Source organism: Agrobacterium sp. 22-210-1, assembly GCF_053522525.1.
Genome location: NZ_JBNWCI010000001.1, coordinates 2,054,331 through 2,075,806 on the forward strand (window position 1 = coordinate 2,054,331; position 21,476 = coordinate 2,075,806).

General features: G+C 59.9%; 19 protein-coding genes. 7 read left to right on the plus strand and 12 right to left on the minus strand.

Annotated elements, in window-relative coordinates:
- The first annotated feature begins 143 nt into the window (after positions 1 to 143).
- From purD to ACQZ5F_RS10370, 3 genes are all read left to right on the plus strand, one after another.
- Positions 144 to 1,415, plus strand: coding sequence for a phosphoribosylamine--glycine ligase (gene purD / locus ACQZ5F_RS10360; RefSeq protein WP_448730476.1), 1,272 nt, complete (start codon positions 144 to 146; stop codon positions 1,413 to 1,415).
- A gap of 155 nt (positions 1,416 to 1,570) precedes the next feature.
- The gene (locus ACQZ5F_RS10365; protein ID WP_225245394.1) at positions 1,571 to 2,077 is read left to right on the plus strand and encodes a plant virulence effector HPE1-like domain-containing protein; all 507 of its coding nucleotides are present in this window, start codon (positions 1,571 to 1,573) and stop codon (positions 2,075 to 2,077) included.
- A 325-nt stretch (positions 2,078 to 2,402) separates the two neighbouring features.
- Positions 2,403 to 4,226 (plus strand): methyl-accepting chemotaxis protein, encoded by a 1,824-nt coding sequence (locus ACQZ5F_RS10370; RefSeq protein ID WP_448730475.1) that lies wholly within the window; start codon positions 2,403 to 2,405, stop codon positions 4,224 to 4,226.
- Positions 4,227 to 4,447: 221 nt separating this feature from the next.
- On the opposite strand, the gene ACQZ5F_RS10375 is transcribed toward ACQZ5F_RS10370, so the two are convergent.
- From ACQZ5F_RS10375 to ACQZ5F_RS10430, 12 genes are all read right to left on the minus strand, one after another.
- Complete coding sequence (locus ACQZ5F_RS10375) at positions 4,448 to 4,942, minus strand: DUF523 domain-containing protein (RefSeq protein WP_448730474.1); 495 nt, start codon at positions 4,940 to 4,942, stop codon at positions 4,448 to 4,450.
- A gap of 230 nt (positions 4,943 to 5,172) precedes the next feature.
- The gene (glyS, locus tag ACQZ5F_RS10380; protein WP_448730473.1) at positions 5,173 to 7,569 is read right to left on the minus strand and encodes a glycine--tRNA ligase subunit beta; all 2,397 of its coding nucleotides are present in this window, start codon (positions 7,567 to 7,569) and stop codon (positions 5,173 to 5,175) included.
- 100 nt (positions 7,570 to 7,669) lie between these two features.
- On the minus strand, positions 7,670 to 9,610 hold the full coding sequence (locus ACQZ5F_RS10385; RefSeq protein WP_448730472.1) for a DUF2207 domain-containing protein: 1,941 nt from the start codon (positions 9,608 to 9,610) through the stop codon (positions 7,670 to 7,672).
- 23 nt (positions 9,611 to 9,633) lie between these two features.
- Positions 9,634 to 10,911, minus strand: coding sequence for a 3-phosphoshikimate 1-carboxyvinyltransferase (locus tag ACQZ5F_RS10390; RefSeq protein WP_052817169.1), 1,278 nt, complete (start codon positions 10,909 to 10,911; stop codon positions 9,634 to 9,636).
- Positions 10,912 to 10,995: 84 nt separating this feature from the next.
- Complete coding sequence (locus tag ACQZ5F_RS10395) at positions 10,996 to 11,547, minus strand: LemA family protein (RefSeq protein WP_080825990.1); 552 nt, start codon at positions 11,545 to 11,547, stop codon at positions 10,996 to 10,998.
- A 120-nt stretch (positions 11,548 to 11,667) separates the two neighbouring features.
- Positions 11,668 to 12,108, minus strand: coding sequence for a hypothetical protein (locus ACQZ5F_RS10400; protein WP_046800649.1), 441 nt, complete (start codon positions 12,106 to 12,108; stop codon positions 11,668 to 11,670).
- 51 nt (positions 12,109 to 12,159) lie between these two features.
- Complete coding sequence (locus ACQZ5F_RS10405) at positions 12,160 to 13,113, minus strand: glycine--tRNA ligase subunit alpha (RefSeq protein WP_046800648.1); 954 nt, start codon at positions 13,111 to 13,113, stop codon at positions 12,160 to 12,162.
- Between the two features lie 122 nt (positions 13,114 to 13,235).
- A complete protein-coding gene (locus ACQZ5F_RS10410; RefSeq protein WP_225339453.1) occupies positions 13,236 to 14,216 on the minus strand; it encodes an acyltransferase family protein in 981 nt (326 codons plus the stop codon).
- A 208-nt stretch (positions 14,217 to 14,424) separates the two neighbouring features.
- A complete protein-coding gene (locus ACQZ5F_RS10415; RefSeq protein WP_046800646.1) occupies positions 14,425 to 14,619 on the minus strand; it encodes an NfeD family protein in 195 nt (64 codons plus the stop codon).
- A 20-nt stretch (positions 14,620 to 14,639) separates the two neighbouring features.
- Positions 14,640 to 15,506: a S49 family peptidase gene (locus ACQZ5F_RS10420; protein WP_046800645.1), complete on the minus strand. Its 867-nt coding sequence runs from the start codon at positions 15,504 to 15,506 to the stop codon at positions 14,640 to 14,642.
- Between the two features lie 89 nt (positions 15,507 to 15,595).
- Entirely contained in the window at positions 15,596 to 16,396 is an 801-nt protein-coding gene (locus ACQZ5F_RS10425) for a tRNA1(Val) (adenine(37)-N6)-methyltransferase (protein ID WP_046800644.1), read from the minus strand.
- 6 nt (positions 16,397 to 16,402) lie between these two features.
- Positions 16,403 to 16,633: a putative signal transducing protein gene (locus ACQZ5F_RS10430; RefSeq protein ID WP_052817160.1), complete on the minus strand. Its 231-nt coding sequence runs from the start codon at positions 16,631 to 16,633 to the stop codon at positions 16,403 to 16,405.
- A gap of 111 nt (positions 16,634 to 16,744) precedes the next feature.
- On the opposite strand from ACQZ5F_RS10430, the gene ACQZ5F_RS10435 reads away from it, so the two are divergent.
- From ACQZ5F_RS10435 to moaB, 4 genes are all read left to right on the plus strand, one after another.
- Positions 16,745 to 17,761, plus strand: a complete 1,017-nt coding sequence (locus ACQZ5F_RS10435; protein WP_035219036.1) for a polyprenyl synthetase family protein — start codon at positions 16,745 to 16,747, stop codon at positions 17,759 to 17,761.
- Positions 17,762 to 17,951: 190 nt separating this feature from the next.
- On the plus strand, positions 17,952 to 19,796 hold the full coding sequence (locus ACQZ5F_RS10440) for a tetratricopeptide repeat protein (RefSeq protein WP_082178683.1): 1,845 nt from the start codon (positions 17,952 to 17,954) through the stop codon (positions 19,794 to 19,796).
- Positions 19,797 to 19,802: 6 nt separating this feature from the next.
- On the plus strand, positions 19,803 to 20,687 hold the full coding sequence (locus tag ACQZ5F_RS10445) for a 4-(cytidine 5'-diphospho)-2-C-methyl-D-erythritol kinase (protein WP_448730471.1): 885 nt from the start codon (positions 19,803 to 19,805) through the stop codon (positions 20,685 to 20,687).
- A gap of 26 nt (positions 20,688 to 20,713) precedes the next feature.
- A complete protein-coding gene (gene moaB / locus ACQZ5F_RS10450) occupies positions 20,714 to 21,259 on the plus strand; it encodes a molybdenum cofactor biosynthesis protein B (protein ID WP_137083522.1) in 546 nt (181 codons plus the stop codon).
- Positions 21,260 to 21,476: the final 217 nt, after the last annotated feature.

Genomic DNA, 21,476 nt, shown 5'->3' on the forward strand with positions numbered 1-21,476 from the left:
ACAAGAGGCGGCAACGATTCCACAGGAAAGGCTGAGTTCAAGGGAAAGACAGGCCTTTGCGGCGCTTTCTCCTTGACCTTTCGCCCCCCTGCCCTTAACGCCGCTGACACAAGGTTACTGGCGAATTTGCAGGGGTGTTGACCATGAAAGTTCTGTTGATCGGTTCCGGCGGACGCGAACATGCACTGGCGTGGAAAATCGCCCAGTCTCCCCTGCTCGATGAGCTCTATGCTGCACCCGGCAATCCCGGCATCGCCGACCACGCAAAGCTGGTTGTGCTTGATGTGGAAGACCACGCCGCCGTCATTGCCTTTGCAAAGGAAAAAGCGATCGACTTCGTCGTTGTCGGCCCGGAAGCGCCGCTGGTGGCGGGTCTGGCGGATGATCTGCGTGCCGCTGGCATCGCCACTTTCGGCCCATCGAAAGCCGCTGCCCAGCTTGAAGGTTCCAAGGGTTTCACCAAGGATCTCTGCGCGCGCTACGATATTCCGACCGGCGCTTACCAGCGTTTCAAAGCCGCCGAGCCGGCCAGGGATTATGTCTGTGAACAGGGTGCGCCCATCGTCATCAAGGCGGACGGGCTTGCCGCCGGCAAGGGCGTGACCGTGGCGATGACGGAAGCGGAAGCGCTTGCCGCCATCGACGAATGTTTCGACGGTGCTTTCGGTGCGGCCGGCGCCGAAGTGGTGGTGGAGGCCTTCCTCGATGGCGAAGAAGCCAGCTTCTTCTGCCTTTCGGATGGCAAAGCGGCGCTGGCGCTGGCCACCGCGCAGGATCACAAGCGCGTCGGCGACGGCGACACCGGCCCGAATACCGGCGGCATGGGCGCCTATTCCCCTGCCCCCGTCATGACATCCGCCATGGTGGAACGCACCATGAAGGAGATCATCGAGCCGACGATTTCAGGCATGGCCAAGGACGGCAATCCCTTCTCGGGCGTGTTCTTCGCCGGCCTGATGATCACCGCCAAAGGCCCGGAGCTGATCGAATATAATGTGCGCTTCGGCGATCCCGAGTGCCAGGTGCTGATGATGCGCCTCAAGAGCGACCTCCTGCCGCTCCTCTACGCCACCGCCACCGGCACGCTGGACAAGGCGCAGGCGGAATGGCGTGATGATGCGGCGCTGACTGTCGTACTCGCTTCCAAGGGTTATCCCGGCACTTACGACAAGAACACGCCGATCGCCCATATTCCCGATGCCAGCGCAGAGGCGAAGGTCTTCCATGCCGGAACAGCATTGAAGGACGGCAAACTCGTCGCAACCGGTGGGCGTGTGCTGAACGTCACCGCTTCTGGAAAAGACGTGACGGAGGCCCAGGCACGCGCCTATGCTTTGACGGACAAGGTCGAATGGGAAAATGGCTTCTGCCGCCGCGATATCGGCTGGCAGGCCGTGGCCCGCGAAAAGGCCTGATACTTGCAGCAAACGGTGATGGAGCGAATATTTCGTTCAATTTTTACCAAGTTTGCTGACCCGATGGAAACGAAAGACCAGTAATATTTGCCCGAATATTGAATGACGCACCGTGCCTGAGCCACGGATTTTGCGGTTATTTCGGGGGTTTTTCGATGCGTCGTCTTCTTTTGACAGCCATTATCGCGCTGACCGGCGGTTCGGCCATGGCGTCTTCCATCGAATATATCAATGGCGTACATGCCAGCAATGGCAGCTTTGTTCGCCGTGACTGCACGGGCTGCGAACCAGTACAAGACAAAACGGCAGCGCAAGGTTATGCCATTCCATCCATCGAGCCGGGCACACAACATACCGAAATGCGCGAAGTCGATGGCAAACGCACACTCATCCGCACCGAGGCCTGGCTCGGCGGTGCGCCGGTTACCTTCGTCAGCACCAATCCCGCATGGATGTCGGAAACCTCCAGTACCGCAATCGCAACCTATGACGATGCCGAACCCGTGGCGCATCCTCAAGAAGCGGTTTCGACACCTGCCGGTATTGACGTGACGACGACGACCGCAGGGGTCAAGGAAATCTCTGGCGATAATGCCGCAGCTCCAACCAGCGCCTCAGCCGCCGCACCCGTATTCCCGGATTTCAAATTGCGTGGCAACTGACGGTCGGCACTCGGCGCGTTTCCTGACAAATATCAAATAATCGCGTTATCGCTGTACTTATTGTAGCCCTCGGCAACCATTCGGGGAATAATAGGTTTTCCGGCCGTTATTCTGTCAGACAAGCTGATAAAGCTTTCGCCAATTAAATATTTATTCAAATTTTTGGCCGCTAAGTGACTTCATGGTGCAATGCAGCACAATATGAGGCCTGGGCGGACGCTCGCTTTTCAGGCCCTTCACCGCGCATCAGGCGCCCTTTCCATTTCCGAAACTTCGGCAGCGCGCGACCTTTTAAGGCCGCGACGCCAAACGCTTGTGAGCGCCCATGAAGAACCTCTCCATTTCCCGCCAGCTGATCGTACTCGTTGTGGCCCTTATGGCCGCCTTCTCCGTGGCGACGTTTTACCAGCTGAAATCCGCCACCGATGCGATCTATGAGGAACGCTACGGCATGCTGCGGACGCAGGTGCAATCGGCCATTTCCATTCTGCAATCCTTCCATGACAAGGAAACCGCCGGAACGCTGTCGCGGGAAGAAGCCATGAAACAGGCTTACGCCACCGTCAGCGCCATCAGGTTCACCCCTGATGGCTATCTGTTCGGGTACGACTATGACGTGACGATGAAGTTCCATCCCGATGCCAAGCGGGTCGGCGAAAACTTCAAGGGCAAGCCTGATAGCAAGGGGTTCGCTTATCGTGACGAGCTGGTGCGGCTTGGCCGCAACGGCGGCGGCCAGACGGATTTCTACGGTCCGAAGCCCGGCATGGAAGGCAATGATTACGCCAAAAGCTCTTACGCACTTGCCTTCGAGCCTTGGCAGGTGGTGGTCGTGACCGGCGTCTATATCGACGATCTGAACGCGCAGGTGCGCGGCGAAGTGATGAAGGCGCTGTCCATCGGCGCCGCCATCTTCATCCTGGCGCTTGCCGCCGCCTTCTACGTCATCCGCGGCATTTCCAAACCGCTCGGCGATATCCACCGTGCGCTTGGCGAAGTGGCCAATGAGAATGTCTCGCTCAAAATCCCCCATACCGGTCTCACCAACGAGGTAGGCATGATGGCGAAGGCCACCGCCTCGCTGCAGGACAAGGTGCGCGAGCGCCACGCCATGCAGCGCCGGCAGGAAGAACAGCAGGAACAGCTCGACACGGAACGCCAGAACAATCTCGACATGCAGCGCGACGAAGCCGCATTGCAGGCGCGTGTCGTCACCACCATCGGCGAGGCGCTGGAGAAGCTCGCCGGCGGCGATCTGACCGTACGCTGCGGCGATCTCGGCAACCGTTATGCCGCGCTGCGCGACAATTTCAACGAGGCCCTGACCCATCTCGACGCCGCCATGGCCAAGGTGAACTCCAAGAGCATCGATATTGGCGGTTCCAAGGAGGAAATCCGCAAGGCCTCCAACGAGCTTTCGCAGCGCACCGAACGGCAGGCCGCGAACCTCGAAGAAACCTCGGCCGCTCTGGATGAACTGACCGTTGCGGTGCGCCAGACGGCGGAGGGTGCAGCCGACGCCGCCAAGCGCGTCACCACCGTCAGCTCGGAGGCCATGCGCAGCGACCGGGTGGTGGAAGAGGCGATATCAGCGATGAGCGGCATCGAACAGTCTTCCGACCAGATTTCCAACATCATCGGCGTGATCGACGACATTGCCTTCCAGACCAATCTGCTGGCGTTGAATGCGGGTGTGGAGGCAGCGCGTGCGGGTGAGGCTGGCAAGGGCTTTGCCGTGGTGGCGCAGGAAGTGCGCGAACTGGCGCAGAAATCCGCCGCCGCTGCCAAGGAGATCAAGGACCAGATCGCCCGTTCTTCCAGCCAGGTCGAAAACGGCGTGCGCCTTGTCGGTGAGGCCGGTGACGCGCTGAAACGCATTTCGGACCAGATCAAATCCGCTAACGAGATCGTCAGCAAGATCGCCCATTCGGCTGCCGAACAGGACACGACATTGCGCTCGATCTCCTCGTCGCTCAACCAGCTCGATGTCGCCACCCAGCACAATGCGGCGATGGCGGAAGAAACCACGGCTTCGGCCGAAGCGCTGGCCGTGGATACCGAAGAATTGCTGAACCTCATCCGCGGCTTCCGCGTTTCCGCCGGCCACCAGCTTCACGGCATGGCAGAGCAGATGCGTATGGCGGGGTGACCACTAACGGTCTCATGCGATTGAAACAAAATGCCGGGCACAGACCCGGCATTTTTATGTGGTTTTCCAACCGTTCCCTACATATTCGGCGGCGTCCTCGGGCTCGACCCCAGGATTCATGCCAGACTGCCTTCTGGATTCTCGCCTTAAGGGGAAGGATGACGGCAGAGAGTATTTGCAACGTCGAGAAGCAGGCAATGCCGTGTTGGCAGCGCCTCATTTCAGCGGGTCAGTGTATCGAGACGATCGATATCGGCAGGTGAAAATACGGTAATACCGGCTTTTCCGAGCAGCGCCGCCGTCACGCCATTGCCCGGATGTTTGAGGCCGGAGAACGAACCGTCATAGATCGCAACCGACCCGCAGGACGGGCTGCCATCGATCAGCAGCGCATGGGTGCAGCCATTGGCCTTGGCGAAGGCCAGCGCCTTTTGCGCACCGGCGATGAATTGCGCGGTGACATCGCCACCGGTCACCTCCAGCACGCGGGCGCGGCCCTCCAGCACATCGAGACCGGACGCGCCCCTCTCGATTTCCGCCGGTGGACGCGGAACGGGCATACCACCCGCCATCTCCGGACAGATCGTCACCAGCCTGCCCTCGCTTCGCCAGCGCTCTATTGCAGGGTGAGATAGAGGTTTGCCCCTGCCATCGTAGCGGACGGGCTGGCCGAGGAGGCAGGCGCTGATGAGGATTTTGGGAGGCGTGTGGGTCAATGGGGAGTCATCCTGCGGGAGTGGAGGCTGCGGCTTACCCCCCTCTGCCCTGCCGGGCATCTCCCCCTCAAGGGGGGAGATCGGCAAGAGGCATGCTCCTCGCTCTTCCCGAAACGTTCAATGTGGCTGGGAGGTTGCCACGGGTCGTTCTCCCCCCTTGAGGGGGAGATGTCCGGCAGGACAGAGGGGGTGAACCAAGCACGCTGACATACCTGGCTACCTCGAACCCATCACCCCGTAATCTTCGAGAAATCCGCAACCGTTCCGGTCGCCTCGCGGATGGCCTTCAGCAGCGCCAGACGGTTGGCGCGGATGGCCGCATCCTCGTCATTGACGAGCACATCCTCGAAGAACTTGTCGACAGGGACGCGCAGCGTCGAAAGCGCCTGCATGGCCGAGCGGAAATCCTCACCTTCGACGGCCTTCGCGGCATCGGCAGAGGCAGTCTTGATCGCCGCATAAAGCGCCTTTTCGGCGTCGAGCTTCAGCAGCTCTTCAGAGACGCCATCGGCAACCACGGTGCCCTTCTTTTCCTCGGCAGCCAGAAGCTGGGTGGCGCGCTTGGCGCCCGCCAGAAGGTTTCGGCCTTCCTCACCCGTGATGAAGGCGGTGAGCGCCTCGACACGGCGGGCGATCATCAGGAGATCATCGGATTCGGGCGTCAGAACCGCGTCGATCAGATCGTAACGCGCGCCGAGATCGCGGAGATAGACTTTCAGGCGGTCATGGAAGAAGGACAGAAGGTCTGTAACTATCTCACCTGACGCTGCAATGACCGTCCTATTGCCGGAACGTGCAGGGGTTTCGAACGCAACTCGTCCCTCGGCGATCGCAGGTTCTAGAAGGTCGCGTTTAAACTGATTCTTAGAATAGAATTCAGAAAGGGCCTCAAGATCTTTGGCATAAGTTGCAGTAAAGGATCCGCCTGCCTCACCTTTGAGGACATAGCCCCGCCCGCTATCTGCTATCTGGGCAGCGAGAAGATTTACTGCCAAGGAAATAAGTGCGCCAAAATTTATCTGCACATTCCGCTCGAGCAGAATGCGAACAACACCCAATGCAGCGCGACGCAGCGCAAACGGGTCCTTGGAGCCGGTCGGCTTCTCATCGATTGCCCAAAACCCGACTAGCGTATCAAGCTTGTCTGCCAGAGCCACTGTTAGCGAAACCTTGTCACGCGGAACGGCATCAGTCGGACCTTGTGGCTTCCAATGTTCTTCTATCGCAGCCGCGACGCTTTCATTCTCTTCCTGCAGCGCCGCATATTTGCGGCCCATCAGGCCCTGAAGCTCGGGGAATTCACCGACGGCTTCGGTGCGCAGGTCGGCTTTCGCCAGTACCACGGCGCGGTCCACCAGATCGGCATCGGCGCCGACAACCGGGGCCAGCGCCTTCGCCAGTTCGCGGATGCGGGCGACGCGCTCACCCTGCGTGCCGAGTTTGGCATGGAAGGTGACGTTCAGCGCATCGAGCTTCGCCATGCGCTGATCGAGCGGCTTCTTGAGATCGAGGCCGAATTTCGCAGCCGAATCTTTCAGCGTTTCCAGATCGGGCAGGTCGCCCTGGTCGCGGTTCCAGAAATGGCGGGCGTCCGACAGGCGGGCGCGCACGACTTTGCCATTGCCGTGGATGATTTCCTTGCCGCCATCGCTTGCCTCGATATTCGAGATCAGGATGAAGCGGTTGGAAAGGCCTTCTTCCGCACCCTGATTGCGGGTGACGAAACACTTCTGGTTGGTCTTGATGGTGAGGCGGATGATTTCCGCAGGGATCTGCAGGTAGTCTTCCTCGAAGGTGCCCATCAGCACCTGCGGCCATTCGACGAGGCCGGAGACTTCTTCCAGCAGGCCTTCGTCTTCCACCAGATCGAGGCCGTTGGCGAAAGCCAGATCCTTGGCGTCGTGCAGGATGATATCCTTGCGGCGCTCTGCATCGAGAATGACCTTCGCCTTCTCGAGGCTCGAAACATAATCCTCGAAACGGCGCACGGTGATCGGGCCGGGCGCATGGAAACGATGGCCATAGGTGACGTTGCCGGCGACGATGCCGTCGATGGCGAAAGGAATGACCTGGGTTTCGTCATGTTCGGGGCCGAACAGGCAGACGATGGATTGCAGCGGCCGCACCCAACGCAGGCTTTCCGAGCCCTTGCCTTCGATGCCGGCATAGCTGGAACCCTTCGGCATGGAGGCCGGGCCGGAGCGCATGGATTTCGGCCAGGGGAAGGAGCGGATGATGCCGGGCATCACCTCGGCGATGATCTCTTCCGCCGGGCGGCCGGGCTTGTTGATGATGGCGATGTAGAAATCGCCCTTCTTCGGATCGGAAACGACCTGAGCCTCGGAAATATCGTTGAGGCCGGCGCCGCGCAAAAAGCCTTCGATGGCCTTTTCATTGGCGTCGGTGCGCGGGCCTTTCTTTTCCTCGCGCACATCGGCGGAGCGGGCGTTGAGGCCGCGAATATCCAGCGTCAGGCGGCGCGGCGTCCAATATTCGCGCGCGCCCTCATAGGTCAGCCCTCTCTCCACAAGCGCATCGGTGACGAGTTTCTTCAGATCGCCCGCCGCCTTGCGCTGCATGCGGGCGGGGATTTCCTCGGAGCGGAGTTCAAGCAGAAGATCGGGCATGGGATCAGGACTTTATCTGTTGTCGGACGATTGCGGTCGGCTTAGCAAGCAACGCGGCAAAAGTCACCAAGGCATTCGGTTAAATTACCGCCGGCAGGCTTCACCAGCCGCCGCCGCCACCGCCGCCACCACCGGAGCCGGAAAAACCGCCGCCGCCGCCACCGCCCGAAAAGCTGGAGTTGGACGAACTGACGGGTTGGGGGATGGTGGAGGCGATGGTGCTTGCCATGGAGGTGGAAAAGCCGCCGATCCTGTCGCCGAAGCTGCCGTAATTGCTGCCCAAATACCAACCGGGCGCATAACTTGCCACGGCGGCACCTGCGGCAGCTGTTGCGAGCCAGGTCTCGAAGGTGCGGCTCCACGGTTTTTCAACGCCGAGCGCCACGGCATAGGGCAACAGCGTCTCGAAATGCTGCGGCGACATGGCGGGAGCGGTCGCCATGTTCATCCGGTCTTTTTCCGCCAGCGTCAGATAGGTTCTAAGCCCTTCGATGCCGTCCATCAGCTTGCGGCCGAGCGGTGTGGGCGCCCCCATCAGAAACAGGAAAAGCGCATTGGTGAGCACGATGCCACCGATAGCCGCCAGCGCCAGCGACTTCGTGTCATGCGTCACATCCAGCAATATTTGCGTGGCGATGCCGCCTATCGCGGAAAAAGCCACGAAACCGGCAAAGGCCAGCATGACGATACCGCCGATGCGTTTCCTCAGAGATGCGCCGCGCGAGAACTGCCGGCCGATGCCGATCGACAGAATGCTGAAGAAGAAGGCGAAAAAGCCGAAGACCAGCACGGCGGCAATGGCAAACTCATCCAGATCGCCGAAGACCAGTGTTGCAACGATGAGAGCGATGCTGAAGAAGATGCCGAAGAAAATATAACCGGAATTGCTGTGGTAATATTTGCCGCTATGCTCTTTTTCAATCGCCGCGCGGAACTGCTTGCCGACCTTTTCGACCTCCGCACCATGGGCCTTGTCGATGGTGAGCGTCTCGCCCGGACCGCCGATGGAGGAAAGCAGCGTCTTCTGCCCAGTCGGCAGATCGGCGGCGGCTGCCTTTTCCGTGCGGCGGATGACGATGGAATTCTTCAGATCTTCCAGAACGACATAGCCTTTGACCGCCAGATCAAGGGCGGAGGCAGAGAGTGCCGTCCAGCCAGCGCCGGAAAAACCCCTGTTGTCGACATAATTGACGAGAGCCGGAGAAAGGCCCTCCGGCGCATCCCAGCGCGGCACGACCACCCCCTTCGCCGGATCGCGGCCAACGGCGAACCATGCCCGCAGGTAATAAAACAGCACAGCCAGAAGCCCGCCGCCCGAAAGCAGGATGGCGAGATTATCCCGCAGCCACCAGCCCGCCTCCTGCGAGGTATCGGGGGCGGCAATCGCACCCTTGGGCAGCTTGACTGCAACCGTCATGCCCTCGCCCACCGTAAACGGGCGGGTGGAGGCGAAGAACACCTCGTTACCTTCGTTCAGAATGCGCGCATCCTTGCCCTTCGCGCCAAGCGGGCCGGTGAAGACGGCGGTATCGGTGGCCTTGACGCCCTGCGGCAGAGTGATGGTCGCGGAAATCTCGCCCATCGGGAATTGCCAGCCATTACCGGTGACGTTCCAGGTCAGCTCGTCATAATCGCTGAAATAACGGATTTGCCGGGCGGTGGTGTAGGTGATCTGGAAGACATGTTCGCCGGTCGGCAGAAAACGGTCGGCGCTGCCGGTATAGATGCGGATGCCGCCATCGATATTTTCGGTGCGCCAGCTTTCCGGCGTGCCATCGCGCTCGACCGAAACGACGTTGAAATCCACCTTCGTGCGGCGGTTATTCGCGTCCAGCGCATAAAGCGGAAAATCGCGGAAGATGCCGCGCTTGATGTTCTGGCCTTCGGCGCGGGCGGTGATGGTTTCCGTCACCGCCAGCTTGCCATCCGCCGCCACCTCGACGACGGAATGGTAGGAGCGGATGAATTCCTCCGCTAGGGCCGGAAAGGCGACGCCCACGAAGACGAACAGCGCGAGAAGTCTTGCGGCGATGGTCTTCACGGGGCAATCCTTCCTCATTGGCTTCAGTGCTGCGGCTCGGCAGCGCTTTCCTTTTCCGTGTAATCGACGCCGAGCGAGGCGAGCGCCTTCCAGTAACCGGGATAGGTCTTGGCCACGCAGGCCGGGTTCTGGATGGCGATGCCGCCGATCTTCAGCGCCGCCAGCGCAAAGCTCATGGCGATGCGATGATCGGCGAAGGTGTCGATGGAAGCATCGACCGTCTGGCCTGCAAGTGCGGGATCGGCATGAACGATCAGGTCGTCGCCTTCTTCATGTGCCAGACCATCGCGGATTTCGTTGAGGCCGAGCGAAACGGCACGGATGCGATCGCACTCCTTGACGCGCAGGTTGGCGATGCCGACGAAGCGCACCGGCGTTTCGTTGAAGGCCGCGAGAACCGCGATGGTGGGAATGGCGTCCTGCATCTGCGAACCGTCGATTTCGGCGGGCAGATGCGGGAACTTGGCCATGACGTCGTAGGCCTTGGCATCCGGCTGGGTGAACTTGTCGGCGGGCGTGCCGATATCGATCGCACCACCGGTCAGAAGTTCCGCGCCCCAGAGATAGGTGGCGGCGGAGGCATCCGGCTCGATGTGGAAATCCGTCGCGGTATAGCCGGTCGGATGCACGCGCCAGATGGCGTTGCTGACCCGCTCAATCTTGGCACCGAAGGCTTCCATGGCTGATGTGGTGAGGTCGATATAGCCTTTCGCGCCGATTTCCTCGCCCTTGAGGATGATATCGACAGGCTTGTCGCCGCAGGCGGCGGCCATCAGAAGTGCCGACACATATTGGCTGGACAGGTTGGCATCGATGGTGACGCTGCCCTTCGGGAAACCCGTGCCCTTGCCGCAGACCGTGACGGGCGGGCAACCGGTCGGCGCTTCCGCTTCGACGCCGAGCGAACGCAGCGCCTCCACCAGCGGCATGATCGGGCGTTTGCGCATATGCTCGTCGCCATCGATGATGACGGCGCCATCCACAAGTGCGGCAGCGGCAGTGAGGAAGCGCGTGGCGGTGCCGGCATTGCCGAGGAAAAGCGGCTTTTCCGGCTGTTGCAAAACGCCCGTGCCTTCCACCACGAAGGTCGTGGCATCAGGCTCGGTGACCTTGACACCCATCTCGCGCAGGGCTTCGGCCATATAAAGCGTGTCATCGCTTTTCAGTGCGCCGGTCAAACGGCTTTTGCCCTTGGCAAGACCAGCCAAGAGAAGCGCACGGTTGGTGATGGATTTGGAGCCGGGCGGTTCGACCTTGCCGGAAAGCGGGTGGTCGGGCGGGGTGATGGTCAATTCGATCATGATTGTCGTCTTGTCAATGAATGCGGCGAAGAGCCGGATTATCGGAATTTGAGCGGGAGGTTTTAAGCCGCGGGGGCGGTACCCTTAGAACTTCACTGTCGGCACGGCGCGGTCAGCCGGATTGTCGATCTCGAAATAGGGCGCCTTGGCAAATCCGAACTGGCCTGCAACCAGATTGGACGGGAAGCTTTCCACCTTGACGTTGAGATCGCGGGCGGCGCCATTGTAATAACGGCGCGACATCTGGAGCTCGCCTTCGATGGTTTCAAGCGAACGCTGCAATTCCAGGAAGTTCGTATTGGCCTTGAGATCGGGATAGGCTTCGGCGAGCGCGAAGAGTTTGCCGAGCGCCTGCGACAGCAGCCCTTCCGCCTGGGCGCGGCCTTCGACATCCCCTGCCGGCACGGCCTGCGCCCGGTTGCGCATGGCGATCACCTCCTCGAAGGTGCTCTTTTCATGTGCCGCGTAACCCTTCACGGTCTCGATGAGGTTGGGAATGAGATCGGCGCGGCGCTTCAGCTGCACGTCGATGCCCGACCACGCCTCTTCCTTCATCTGCCGCGCCTTGACCAGCCCGTTATAGATGAAGACGACATAAAGCGCGATTGCCGCGATGATTGCCAGCGTGATGAACATGAATTGCGATTCCCAGCTTCGATGCGCGCACGATAGCCGCTCATTCCCGCAAAGTCATGAGGCTTCGGTCATTCTCTGTGTTTTTGCCGGAAGAGAGACGCTGCGGGAAGCAAACACCCGTTATTTATAAAAGACGGTACAATATAATTTCAGACCGGATACCTTGCGTACAAAAAGAGTATAGGAGGCAAGCCTGTAGCCGCGCTCGGCCCAATATTCCTTGTTTCCTTCCAGATGATTCCAGCCGTCAATGACCCAGTCGAGCATTTTCGTATTACGCGTGTAGTGCATGCGAACGAGCGCGCTGCCCACATCGAGAGAGCGCTGGCCGCTATCCTTGCATTCCATGCGGGTGACGATCATTCCGAAAGAACGCAGTTTGTCGGCACGGGCAAAGGCATCCTTGCCGCTCATCCAGTCTGTCGTTTCCGCAGCCGCGCCATTGCCGAAAATGCATCCGAGTGTAAGCACAAATAAAAAACAGAAATTTCTAATATTATTCACTGTTAAACCCACTGCTATATTAAGGATACCAATCCACACAAAATAAAAGGCCGTCAAGAACGGCCTTCCATTTTCATTAAAAGTTCGGCTTGAACCCGCCTTCAAAAATCAGGCGGCCCTGTTCCAGTTCAGCCCGCCCGCATCCGTCAGCAGGAAGGCCTCGCCGCAGGCTTTCGCCAGCGTGCGCACGCGCAGGATATAGCTCTGGCGCTCCGTCACCGAGATCACGCCGCGCGCATCCAGAAGGTTGAACACATGGCTTGCCTTGATGCACTGGTCATAGGCCGGGAAAACGCATTTGTGCAGGCGCTGGTTGTCGTTGTCATCAGGTGCGCCGGCGGCGAGCAGCGCCTGGCATTCTTTTTCGGCGTCGATGAAATGGCGATGCAGCATGCCGGTATCGGCAAATTCGAAGTTGTGGCGGGAATATTCCTGCTCGGCCTGCAAAAAGACGTCGCCATAGGAAATCTTCTCTTCACCCTCGCGGCCGTTGAAGTTCAGGTCGTAGACATTGTCGACGCCCTGAACATACATGGCCAGACGCTCCAGACCATAGGTCAACTCGCCGGCAACCGGCGAGCATTCGATGCCGCAGACCTGCTGGAAGTAGGTGAATTGCGAGACTTCCATGCCGTCGCACCAGCATTCCCAGCCAAGACCCCAGGCGCCGAGCGTCGGGCTTTCCCAGTCGTCTTCAACGAAGCGTACGTCATGCAGCAACGGATCGAGACCGATCGCCTTCAGCGAACCGAGATAGAGTTCCTGCAGGTTCGACGGGTTGGGCTTCAGAATGACCTGGTACTGGTAATAGTGCTGCAAACGGTTGGGGTTTTCGCCGTAACGACCGTCGGAAGGACGACGCGACGGCTGCACATAGGCGGCCTTCCACGGCTTCGGCCCGAGTGCGCGCAGCGTCGTCGCCGGATGAAATGTACCCGCGCCCACTTCCATATCGTAAGGCTGCAACACCGCGCAGCCCTTGTCGGCCCAGTAATTGTGCAGCGTCAGGATCAGCGCCTGAAAGGAACGCTTCGGGTTCATATGGTCTGGAATATCGGTCATTGCAGTCATCGCGGCGTTAGGAGGACAAGTAAGCACTGACTTACTTCGGATGCGGACACGTGCCACGGCATGGCGTGGGGGTCAAGGTTTTATGCATAAAGCCGCCTCCGGCCCTCGGCTGATCAGCCCGCAGCTTCTGCGCGTGAACTTGCGACACCGCGATCGGCGAACTTTCTGAAAAGCCTGATGACGGGCTTTTCGAACAGAATATGCGCCGCAATAGACACAGCCAGTGCAACAACAACGATCACGATGCTCGCCGCAAAGCCCGGCGCAATGACCTTCAGGACTATCGAAATGACCAGACCATGCAGGAGATAAAGCGCATAGGAGGCGTCGCCGACAATTTCGAAAGGCTTCAGCCACGATTCCGGCCAGCCCCCGGCTCTTTCTATCCAGACACAACCCGCGACGAGCAGAAAGGCAGGCAAACCCCAGCTCACTATGCGCAAAAGGCCAAATTGCTCACCGATACCGGCCGCGAAAACAAAACCGACAAAAGACAGGGCCAGAGCGGCGATGCCACTGCGCATGCCCGCAAAGGCAATCCGGGACAGGATAAGCCCGGCGAGGAATTCCAGCAGCAGGGGCGATGCCCAAATCTGCATGAACGGCGATTGCCAGTCCGCCATTTGCCCCACGGCCACCATTGCCGACAGGATGACGACGGTTACGGCGATCGGCGCGCGCAATGCAAGACCCAACGCGAACACGAGATAGAAGAATATCTCCATATTCAGCGTCCAGCCCACCAGCACCAGCGGCGTCACCTGGCCCGCAGCGTTGACATAGGGGACAAAGAGCAGTGATTTCCAGAGATGTTCCATCGTGAAGGTGAAGGTGGAAAACACCCCAGCCAGTGCGCCAAGGCACATGACGAATGTGACGGCCCAGTAAAGCGGCACGATGCGGAAGAGACGATGGCGCAGGAACTTGCCGGGCGGCGACTTGTCAGCGACCAGCCCCATGACAAATCCCGATATGACGAAGAAAACATCCACTCCGGCTGCGCCGATCGTGAAAGGCGTGCCGGCAATGTGGAAAAACATGACGGCCAGCGCTGCGACTGCTCGCAAAAACTGAATGGAATGAACTTTCTGCAAAAAATACCCCGTCCAGCAACCTCGTGCGAGGCTTCAACCGGTTTTGGGCGAAGCGCTGCAGATCGATCTCAAATATCGTGGACCAGTAGTTGCATAAATCCTGCAAAAATACTTGCAGAAATTGGGGTATATCTGAACAAGCTGCTTTTTGGGTTAACCTGTGACTTAAGCCCCGATGCCCGCGCAACGCGTCGCTTCGCGCCCGCGGTTACGCATCATCCTCGCGCTTGACGCGATATTCGCCCGTCTCGGGGTCCTTGATCAGCGTGCCGATGGCGCCGGTTTCGCGTTCCTTTTCGCGCTGTTTCGATTTTGCAGACAGCTTTTGCGCATCGCGCACAAAGCGGCGGTAAAGGATGATGGATCCCACCACCAGAAGGATGATTGTAATCAGCTGCGCCATAAGGCTCTATTCCCGCGACATCAAAGACCGAAACGCGACCACAATGCCTTTTCTTCGGCAACCTCCGCAAGTCCCGAGACTGCCCCTGCAGCGAGCCTTTCGCCATTCAGCCCGAGTGCCGCATTCACGCCCGGCACTTTTTTGCCGAACAGGGTGCGCCCACCGCTGACGAGCTGGAGCTTGACCTTTTCGCCGTAACGGCGGCGCAACACCTCGCGCATATCGCCCAGCCCGTCGATCAGGCCGATATCGAGACCGCGCATGCCGGTCCAGAACAGACCGGAGAAGATCGTCTCATCGTCCACCAGTTTTGCGCCGCGGCGCATCTTCACCATATCGATGAAAACATTGTGGATTTCGACCTGAAGCGACTTCAGGTAGTCGATATCGCCTTCCTTTTCCGGCTGGAAGGGATCGAGGATGACCTTGTTTTCGCCGGCCGTGTAGACGCGACGCTCCACGCCGATCTTCCGCAGCATTTCGGGGAAACCGAAACCGCCGGAGACGACGCCGATCGAGCCGACGATGGAGGTGGGGTCGGCAATGATCTCATCACCGGCAAGCGCGATCATGTAGCCGCCGGAGGCCGCCACATCCTCAACGAAGATCAGGACTTTCTTTTCGTTTTCCTCGGCAAGCTGGCGGATGCGATTATAGATCATCCGCGCCTGCACCGGAGAGCCGCCGGGAGAGTTGAGCGAGATGGCGACGGCCGGCGCGTCCTTGATGGCGAAGGCCTTTTCAAGCAGCGGCGCATAGGAGGCTAGATTAAGCGCGGGGCGAAACTGGCTGCCGCCCGCCATGATCGCACCATGCATGCGCACGACAGGGATGACGAGTTCTTTTTTGCGAAAGCGTTTCGGCACCAGATACTTCAAAAAACCCACAACTCAATCCTCGCAGCATTTGCCTGTTCGTCAGGCATGTATGTATCGCCCGGGAAAACACAATGGTGCGGCCGGCGGAACGGCGATATTTATAAGCCGGGTTTGATTGCCTTTACATTGCGGCGATAGGCGATACGGCCATTGTTCAGGTCGTCCACGAAGGGGGTAAAGGCGTGGCTGTCAGTCGCATGCATGATGAGCGGGGCCCGAAAAGACAGCCTCGCCCGCGAGCCCTTTATGGCGGTAACCAGCATGCGCACCGCGTCCTCGCCGGGACGTGGATGAATGAGGGTAATCTCCATGCCGCCGAAGCGGCTGCCGCAGGCGGCAATGATGTCCGCCACCGATTGTGGCCGTGCAATCAGCGACAGCTGACCGCCCGAAACCATGATCGCACCTGCGGTTCTGATCCAGTCCTCGAACAGGCCCTGCGTCATGGCGTGGGCTTCGGCCTTCAGGGCATCCGGCGTGCGGCGATCACCCGCATCATTATAGGGCGGGTTCATGATGACGTGATGGAAATAATCATCTGGCAAGCCCGCCTCGATACGCGCTTTCGCCCGCAGCGTCACGTCGGCCTCGCGCACGCTTAGCCGAGCGGAAAAGCCAGCATTTTCCGGCAATAGCAGGCTGCGGCGGGCAAAATCCGCCATTTCCGGCGAACGTTCGTAGAGCGTTACCTCGGCCGTCTCCAGCCGGGCGGCAACCGCAAAACCCGCCGCACCTGCGCCCGCACCGAGATCGGCAATCCGGCAGGGGCGGTCATCGGCCACCAGCGAGGCCAGAAGCATGGCGTCCATGCCGGCGCGGTGCCCCCTGCCCTTCGGCTGAAGGATGTGAAACCGGCCCCGGTGAAAGGCGTCAATCGTTTCGGAAATATCGTCGCCCACGTCGCCTTAAGCCTCTTCGCCCCGCAACTCGTCGCCCAGCCCGGCATCGACGAGGATGCGCCGCCCCTCATCGGCACGCTCCTCTTCCACAAGGAACCTTCGGGGCAAAAGGCCGAGCGAACCTTCCAGAATGCTCATCGCCTGATCGGCAACAAGGCAGTGGATGCCGGCGTCCTTCATCAGGCTTTCAGCGAAGGAGAGCAGCACGGCATCGTTGGTACGGATCAATTCACGCATGGATAAGCCCTAAATTCCCATCTTTTTGAATGGCTAGCGGCAATTCGCCCCTTGCCGCGCAAGGCGCCAGTTTTTATTGTCGAATTCAAATTCGAACAGGAGTCCTGTCCCTTGGGCGTCGTCATACCGCTTGAAGAAAGCAAAAACAAACTCGCATCCGTCAAGCCGCTTGTCGACCTGACCCGCCCCGACATGGAACGGGTGAACCAGCTTATCCTCTCCAAGGCCGGTTCCGATGTCCAGATGATACCCGAGGTGGCCAACCATCTGATCTCATCCGGCGGCAAGCGCCTGCGGCCGATGCTGACGCTCGCTTCGGCCTCGATGTTCGGTTACGAGGGCGACCACCACATCAAGCTCGCCACCAGCGTGGAATTCATGCACACCGCGACGCTTCTGCATGACGACGTGGTGGATGAAAGCGACCTGCGCCGCGGCAAATCCACCGCCCGCACCATCTGGGGCAACCAGGCGAGCGTTCTCGTCGGCGACTTCCTGCTCGGCCAGGCCTTCCGCATGATGGTGGATGTCGGCTCTCTCGATGCGCTCGACGTGCTGTCCACCGCCGCTTCTGTTATCGCCGAGGGCGAGGTGCTGCAGCTTTCGGTCGCCAAGAACATGGAAACCACCGAAGACGATTATCTGCAGGTGATTCGCGCCAAGACGGCGGCCCTGTTTGCGGCTGCGGCGGAAGTCGGCCCGATCGTTGCGAAGACCGACAAGGCGACCCGCAGCGCGCTGAAATCCTACGGCATGAATCTCGGCCTCGCCTTCCAGCTCGTCGACGACGTGCTGGATTACGGCGGCAAGTCCGCCGATCTCGGCAAGAATACCGGCGACGATTTCCGTGAGGGCAAGATTACGCTGCCGGTCATCCTTTCCTATCGTCGCGGCACGCAGGACGAGCGCGCCTTCTGGCGTAACGCCATTGAAAAGGGCGAAAGCAGCGACGAGAACCTCGAAAAGGCGCTGGGCCTGATTACCAAATATAATGGTCTTGGCGATACGATCGGCCGCGCCACACATTATGGCACCATTGCCCGCGATGCGCTGGCCCCGCTGCCGCAGAGCCCGTGGAAAAATGCGCTTCTGGAAGTGATCGACTTCTGCATCGAGCGTCTGAACTGAGGCTGAAGGCCCACGCGAACGGCGGATGGACAGGACCATCCGCCCGATGTTTCGGGCCGGATTTTTCGCAAGGCGCAATTGTGGCCGGGCCATAATTTCTTGCGGGGTTGCTTCAAAAAAGCCATTCTATCGTGACCAAACAATGGAAACTGATTTTTCCGTGCATTCGCACAAAGGCAAAGGTTCCCTCATGCGGCGTAAACCAGCACTTCGTCTTCTCTGCAGCGCGGCTCTTGCCGCCGCTCTCACGATTGGTGCGGGTGCAAGCCCCGGCTTTGCTGAGACAAAGGCGAAAACGGAAGACAAGGCCGTCACCTTCGATCCCGGCAAGGTAAACACCTTCTCCGGCGCTTTCCTTGCCGGTCGGAATGCCGATGTCGACCAGGATTATCCGACGGCGATTTCGCTCTACAAGAAGGCGCTGGAATTCGATCCGGCCAATACGGAAATCCGCCAGCGGCTGATGATCGCCGAACTTCTGAGCGGCAATTTCGAGGCTGGCGCCAAGATCGCCGATTCGATGAAGGACGATACGTCCGTCGAACGGGTGACGACCATCGTGCGCGGCCTTGACGCCATCAAGGACAAGGAATTCACCAAGGCCGAGAAAATCCTGAAATATACCGGTCCGAACGATCTCGACCGCATGGTCAACACGCTTTTGACCGCTTGGGCGCGTGCCGGTTCCGGCAAGCCGAAGGAAGCGCTGGCGCTCGTCAACAACATGAAGGGCCCAGGCTGGATTTCGATCTTCCAGAAATACAATGCGGCCGCGATCGCCCTTGTCAGCGGTAATATCGATGCCGCCCGGAAAAGCCTCAACGAAGCGGTGACGGATCGCGAAGGCGGCGCAACGGCGTCCGATACCTATATGCGCGCGGTGATGGCGCTTGCACGCCTGGAGGCTTCCGCCGGCAACAGGCAGAAGGCGCTGGATGCGATTGCGGTCGGCGATACTTTCGCGCCCAATTATGCGCCGCTGAAAGCGCTGCGCGAAGCGATCGAAAAGGGTGAGAAGCCGGAACAGCAGATCACCAATGCCGTGGAAGGCGCCGCCAGCGTCATGTTCTCCATTGCCGGGGCCTTGAACCGCGAAGGCGCCGAGGAAATCGTTACGCTTTATCTGCAGACGTCACGCGCGCTCGATCAGAAAAGCCCCGATACGCTTATTCTTCTCGGCGGGCTTGCTGAAGCCATGAAGCAGCCTGAACGCGCCATCGTGTTTTACCGCGATGTGCCGAAGGATTCGCCGATGTATCGCATCTCCGAGCTGCAGCTCGGACTGACGCTCGCGCAGACCGGCAAGGTGGATGAGGCGCGCCAACACCTTAAATCCCTGCTCGAATCCGACCCGAAGGACGTCCGCTCCTACCTCGCTTATGGCAGCGTGCTTTCGGACGCCAAGGACTATCGCGCCATGGCCGAAAATTACGACAAGGCCATCGAGGTTATCGGCGCCGTGCCGCAGAAATCCGACTGGTCGGTGTTCTTCCAGCGCGGCATCGCCTATGAGCGGCTGAAGGAATGGGACAAGGCCGAACCGAATTTCAAGCGGGCGCTGGAGTTGAACCCGGAGCAGCCGCAGGTGCTGAACTATCTTGGTTATTCCTGGGTGGATAAGGGCATCAATCTCGACGAAGGCATGAAGATGATCAGCCGCGCCGTCGAGCTTCGCCCCAATGATGGTTACATCGTCGATTCGCTTGGCTGGGCGCATTATCGCCTCGGCGCTTTCGATGACGCCGTGACGGAGCTGGAGCGGGCAATCGAACTCAAGGCCGGCGACCCGACCATCAACGACCATCTGGGCGACGCCTATTGGCGCGTGGGCCGCAAGATCGAGGCCGTCTACCAGTGGAACCGTGCCATGATCGGCGACAGCGATGACGTGGACAAGGCGAAGGTGAAGGAAAAGATCGCCAACGGCTTGCCGCCGGTGGAAAAAGATGCCGAAAACACCGCCAAGAAGGATGCCGCGCCGCAGCCGCCGGCTCCTCCGGCACCGACCGCTCCTACCCCGGACAAGAAATCCTGACGCCGCATGCGTGTGCATGAGGTTTCCGGGGCCACCGAGACCATCGAGGCGGCCCCGGCAAAAATCAATCTGGCACTGCATGTGACCGGCCAGCGGGCGGATGGTTATCATCTGCTCGAAACGCTGGTGACATTCACCGAGGCCGGCGACGTGATCCGTATTCGCGATGCGGATGCCGATGCCTTCTCTATCTCCGGCCCTTTCGGCGATCTCCTGCGTACCGACGATGGCGGCGACAATCTCGTCACCCGCGCCCGGGACAGACTGCGTGATGCGCTTGCGGCCACGGGTCAGTCAGGCCCTCCGGTTGCCATTCACCTCGAGAAGAACCTTCCGGTCGCCTCCGGCATTGGCGGCGGTTCGGCGGATGCGGCGGCTACCTTTCGGGCGCTTCTGCGGCACTGGCAGGTTACGATAGAGCCGGAAAGACTGGCATCGCTTGCGCTCACACTCGGTGCGGATGTGCCGATGTGCCTTGAAAGCCGGTCCCTCATCGCACGCGGCATTGGCGAGGAGATCGAACCGGTCTCCGATCTGCCCTGCCTGTTTCTGGTGCTCGCCAATCCGCTGAACGCCGTCTCGACGCCGGATATATTCCGACGCCTGCAAAACAAGACCAATCCTCGCCTGCCGGCACGTGCGACAATTGGCTGGGTGGATTTTCTGGCGCAAAGCCGCAACGATCTGCAACCACCCGCGCAGACGTTGCTGCCGGAGATCGGCGAGATCATCGACATGCTGTCGCAGGAAGATGCCGCGCTTGTCCGCATGTCCGGTTCGGGTGCGACCTGCTTCGGGGTTTTCCATTCCTTCGATGCCGCCCGAAACGCGGAATCATCGCTTCGGAAAAAACGCCCCGGCTGGTATTTTCAGGCGACGCGGACCATTTGAGGACCATATAATTCGAGGATAAGGCCATGGCAGGCGAAAGACCCTTCATTCCCCTTGGCATTGCGGTTTTGACCGTGTCGGACAGCCGCACGCTGGAGAACGACAAATCCGGCGATACGCTCGTCGCTAGGCTGGAGGAGGCGGGACACCGTCTCGCCGCGCGCGCCATTGTACCGGATGACAGGGCCGCCATTTTCAACACCGTGCGTGACTGGACGCTGGCCCCGGGCGTGGATGTGGTCATCACCACCGGCGGCACCGGTTTTACTGGCCGCGACGTGACGCCCGACGCGCTGGAACCGCTGTTCGAAAAGCGCATGGACGGGTTTTCCGCCGTCTTCCATCGCATTTCCTATGACAAGATCGGCACTGCCACCATCCAGTCGCGGGCAACCGGCGGGGTCGCCAACGCCACCTTCATCTTCGTGCTGCCCGGCTCGCCGGGTGCGTGCAAGGATGCCTGGGACGGTATCCTCAAGGCCCAGCTGGATTATCGCCACCTGCCCTGCAATTTCGTGGAGATCATGCCAAGGCTGGATGAGCATTTGAAGCGTGGGAGTGGTGGGGTTTAGAGCATCCCCCGAGATTGGACCAAAGGTGCGTGGGGCTTTACCCCCCTCTGCCCTGCCGGGCATCTCCCCCTCAAGGGGGGAGATCAGCAGGAGGGGCTACCTCCACTTCATTCTCAGACTATGAGATGGGCGAAACCTACCCGCGTATCGATCTCCCCCTTGAGGGGAGATGCCCGGCAGGGCAGAGGGGGTAAGCCCCACGCACCTTTGGCCCATT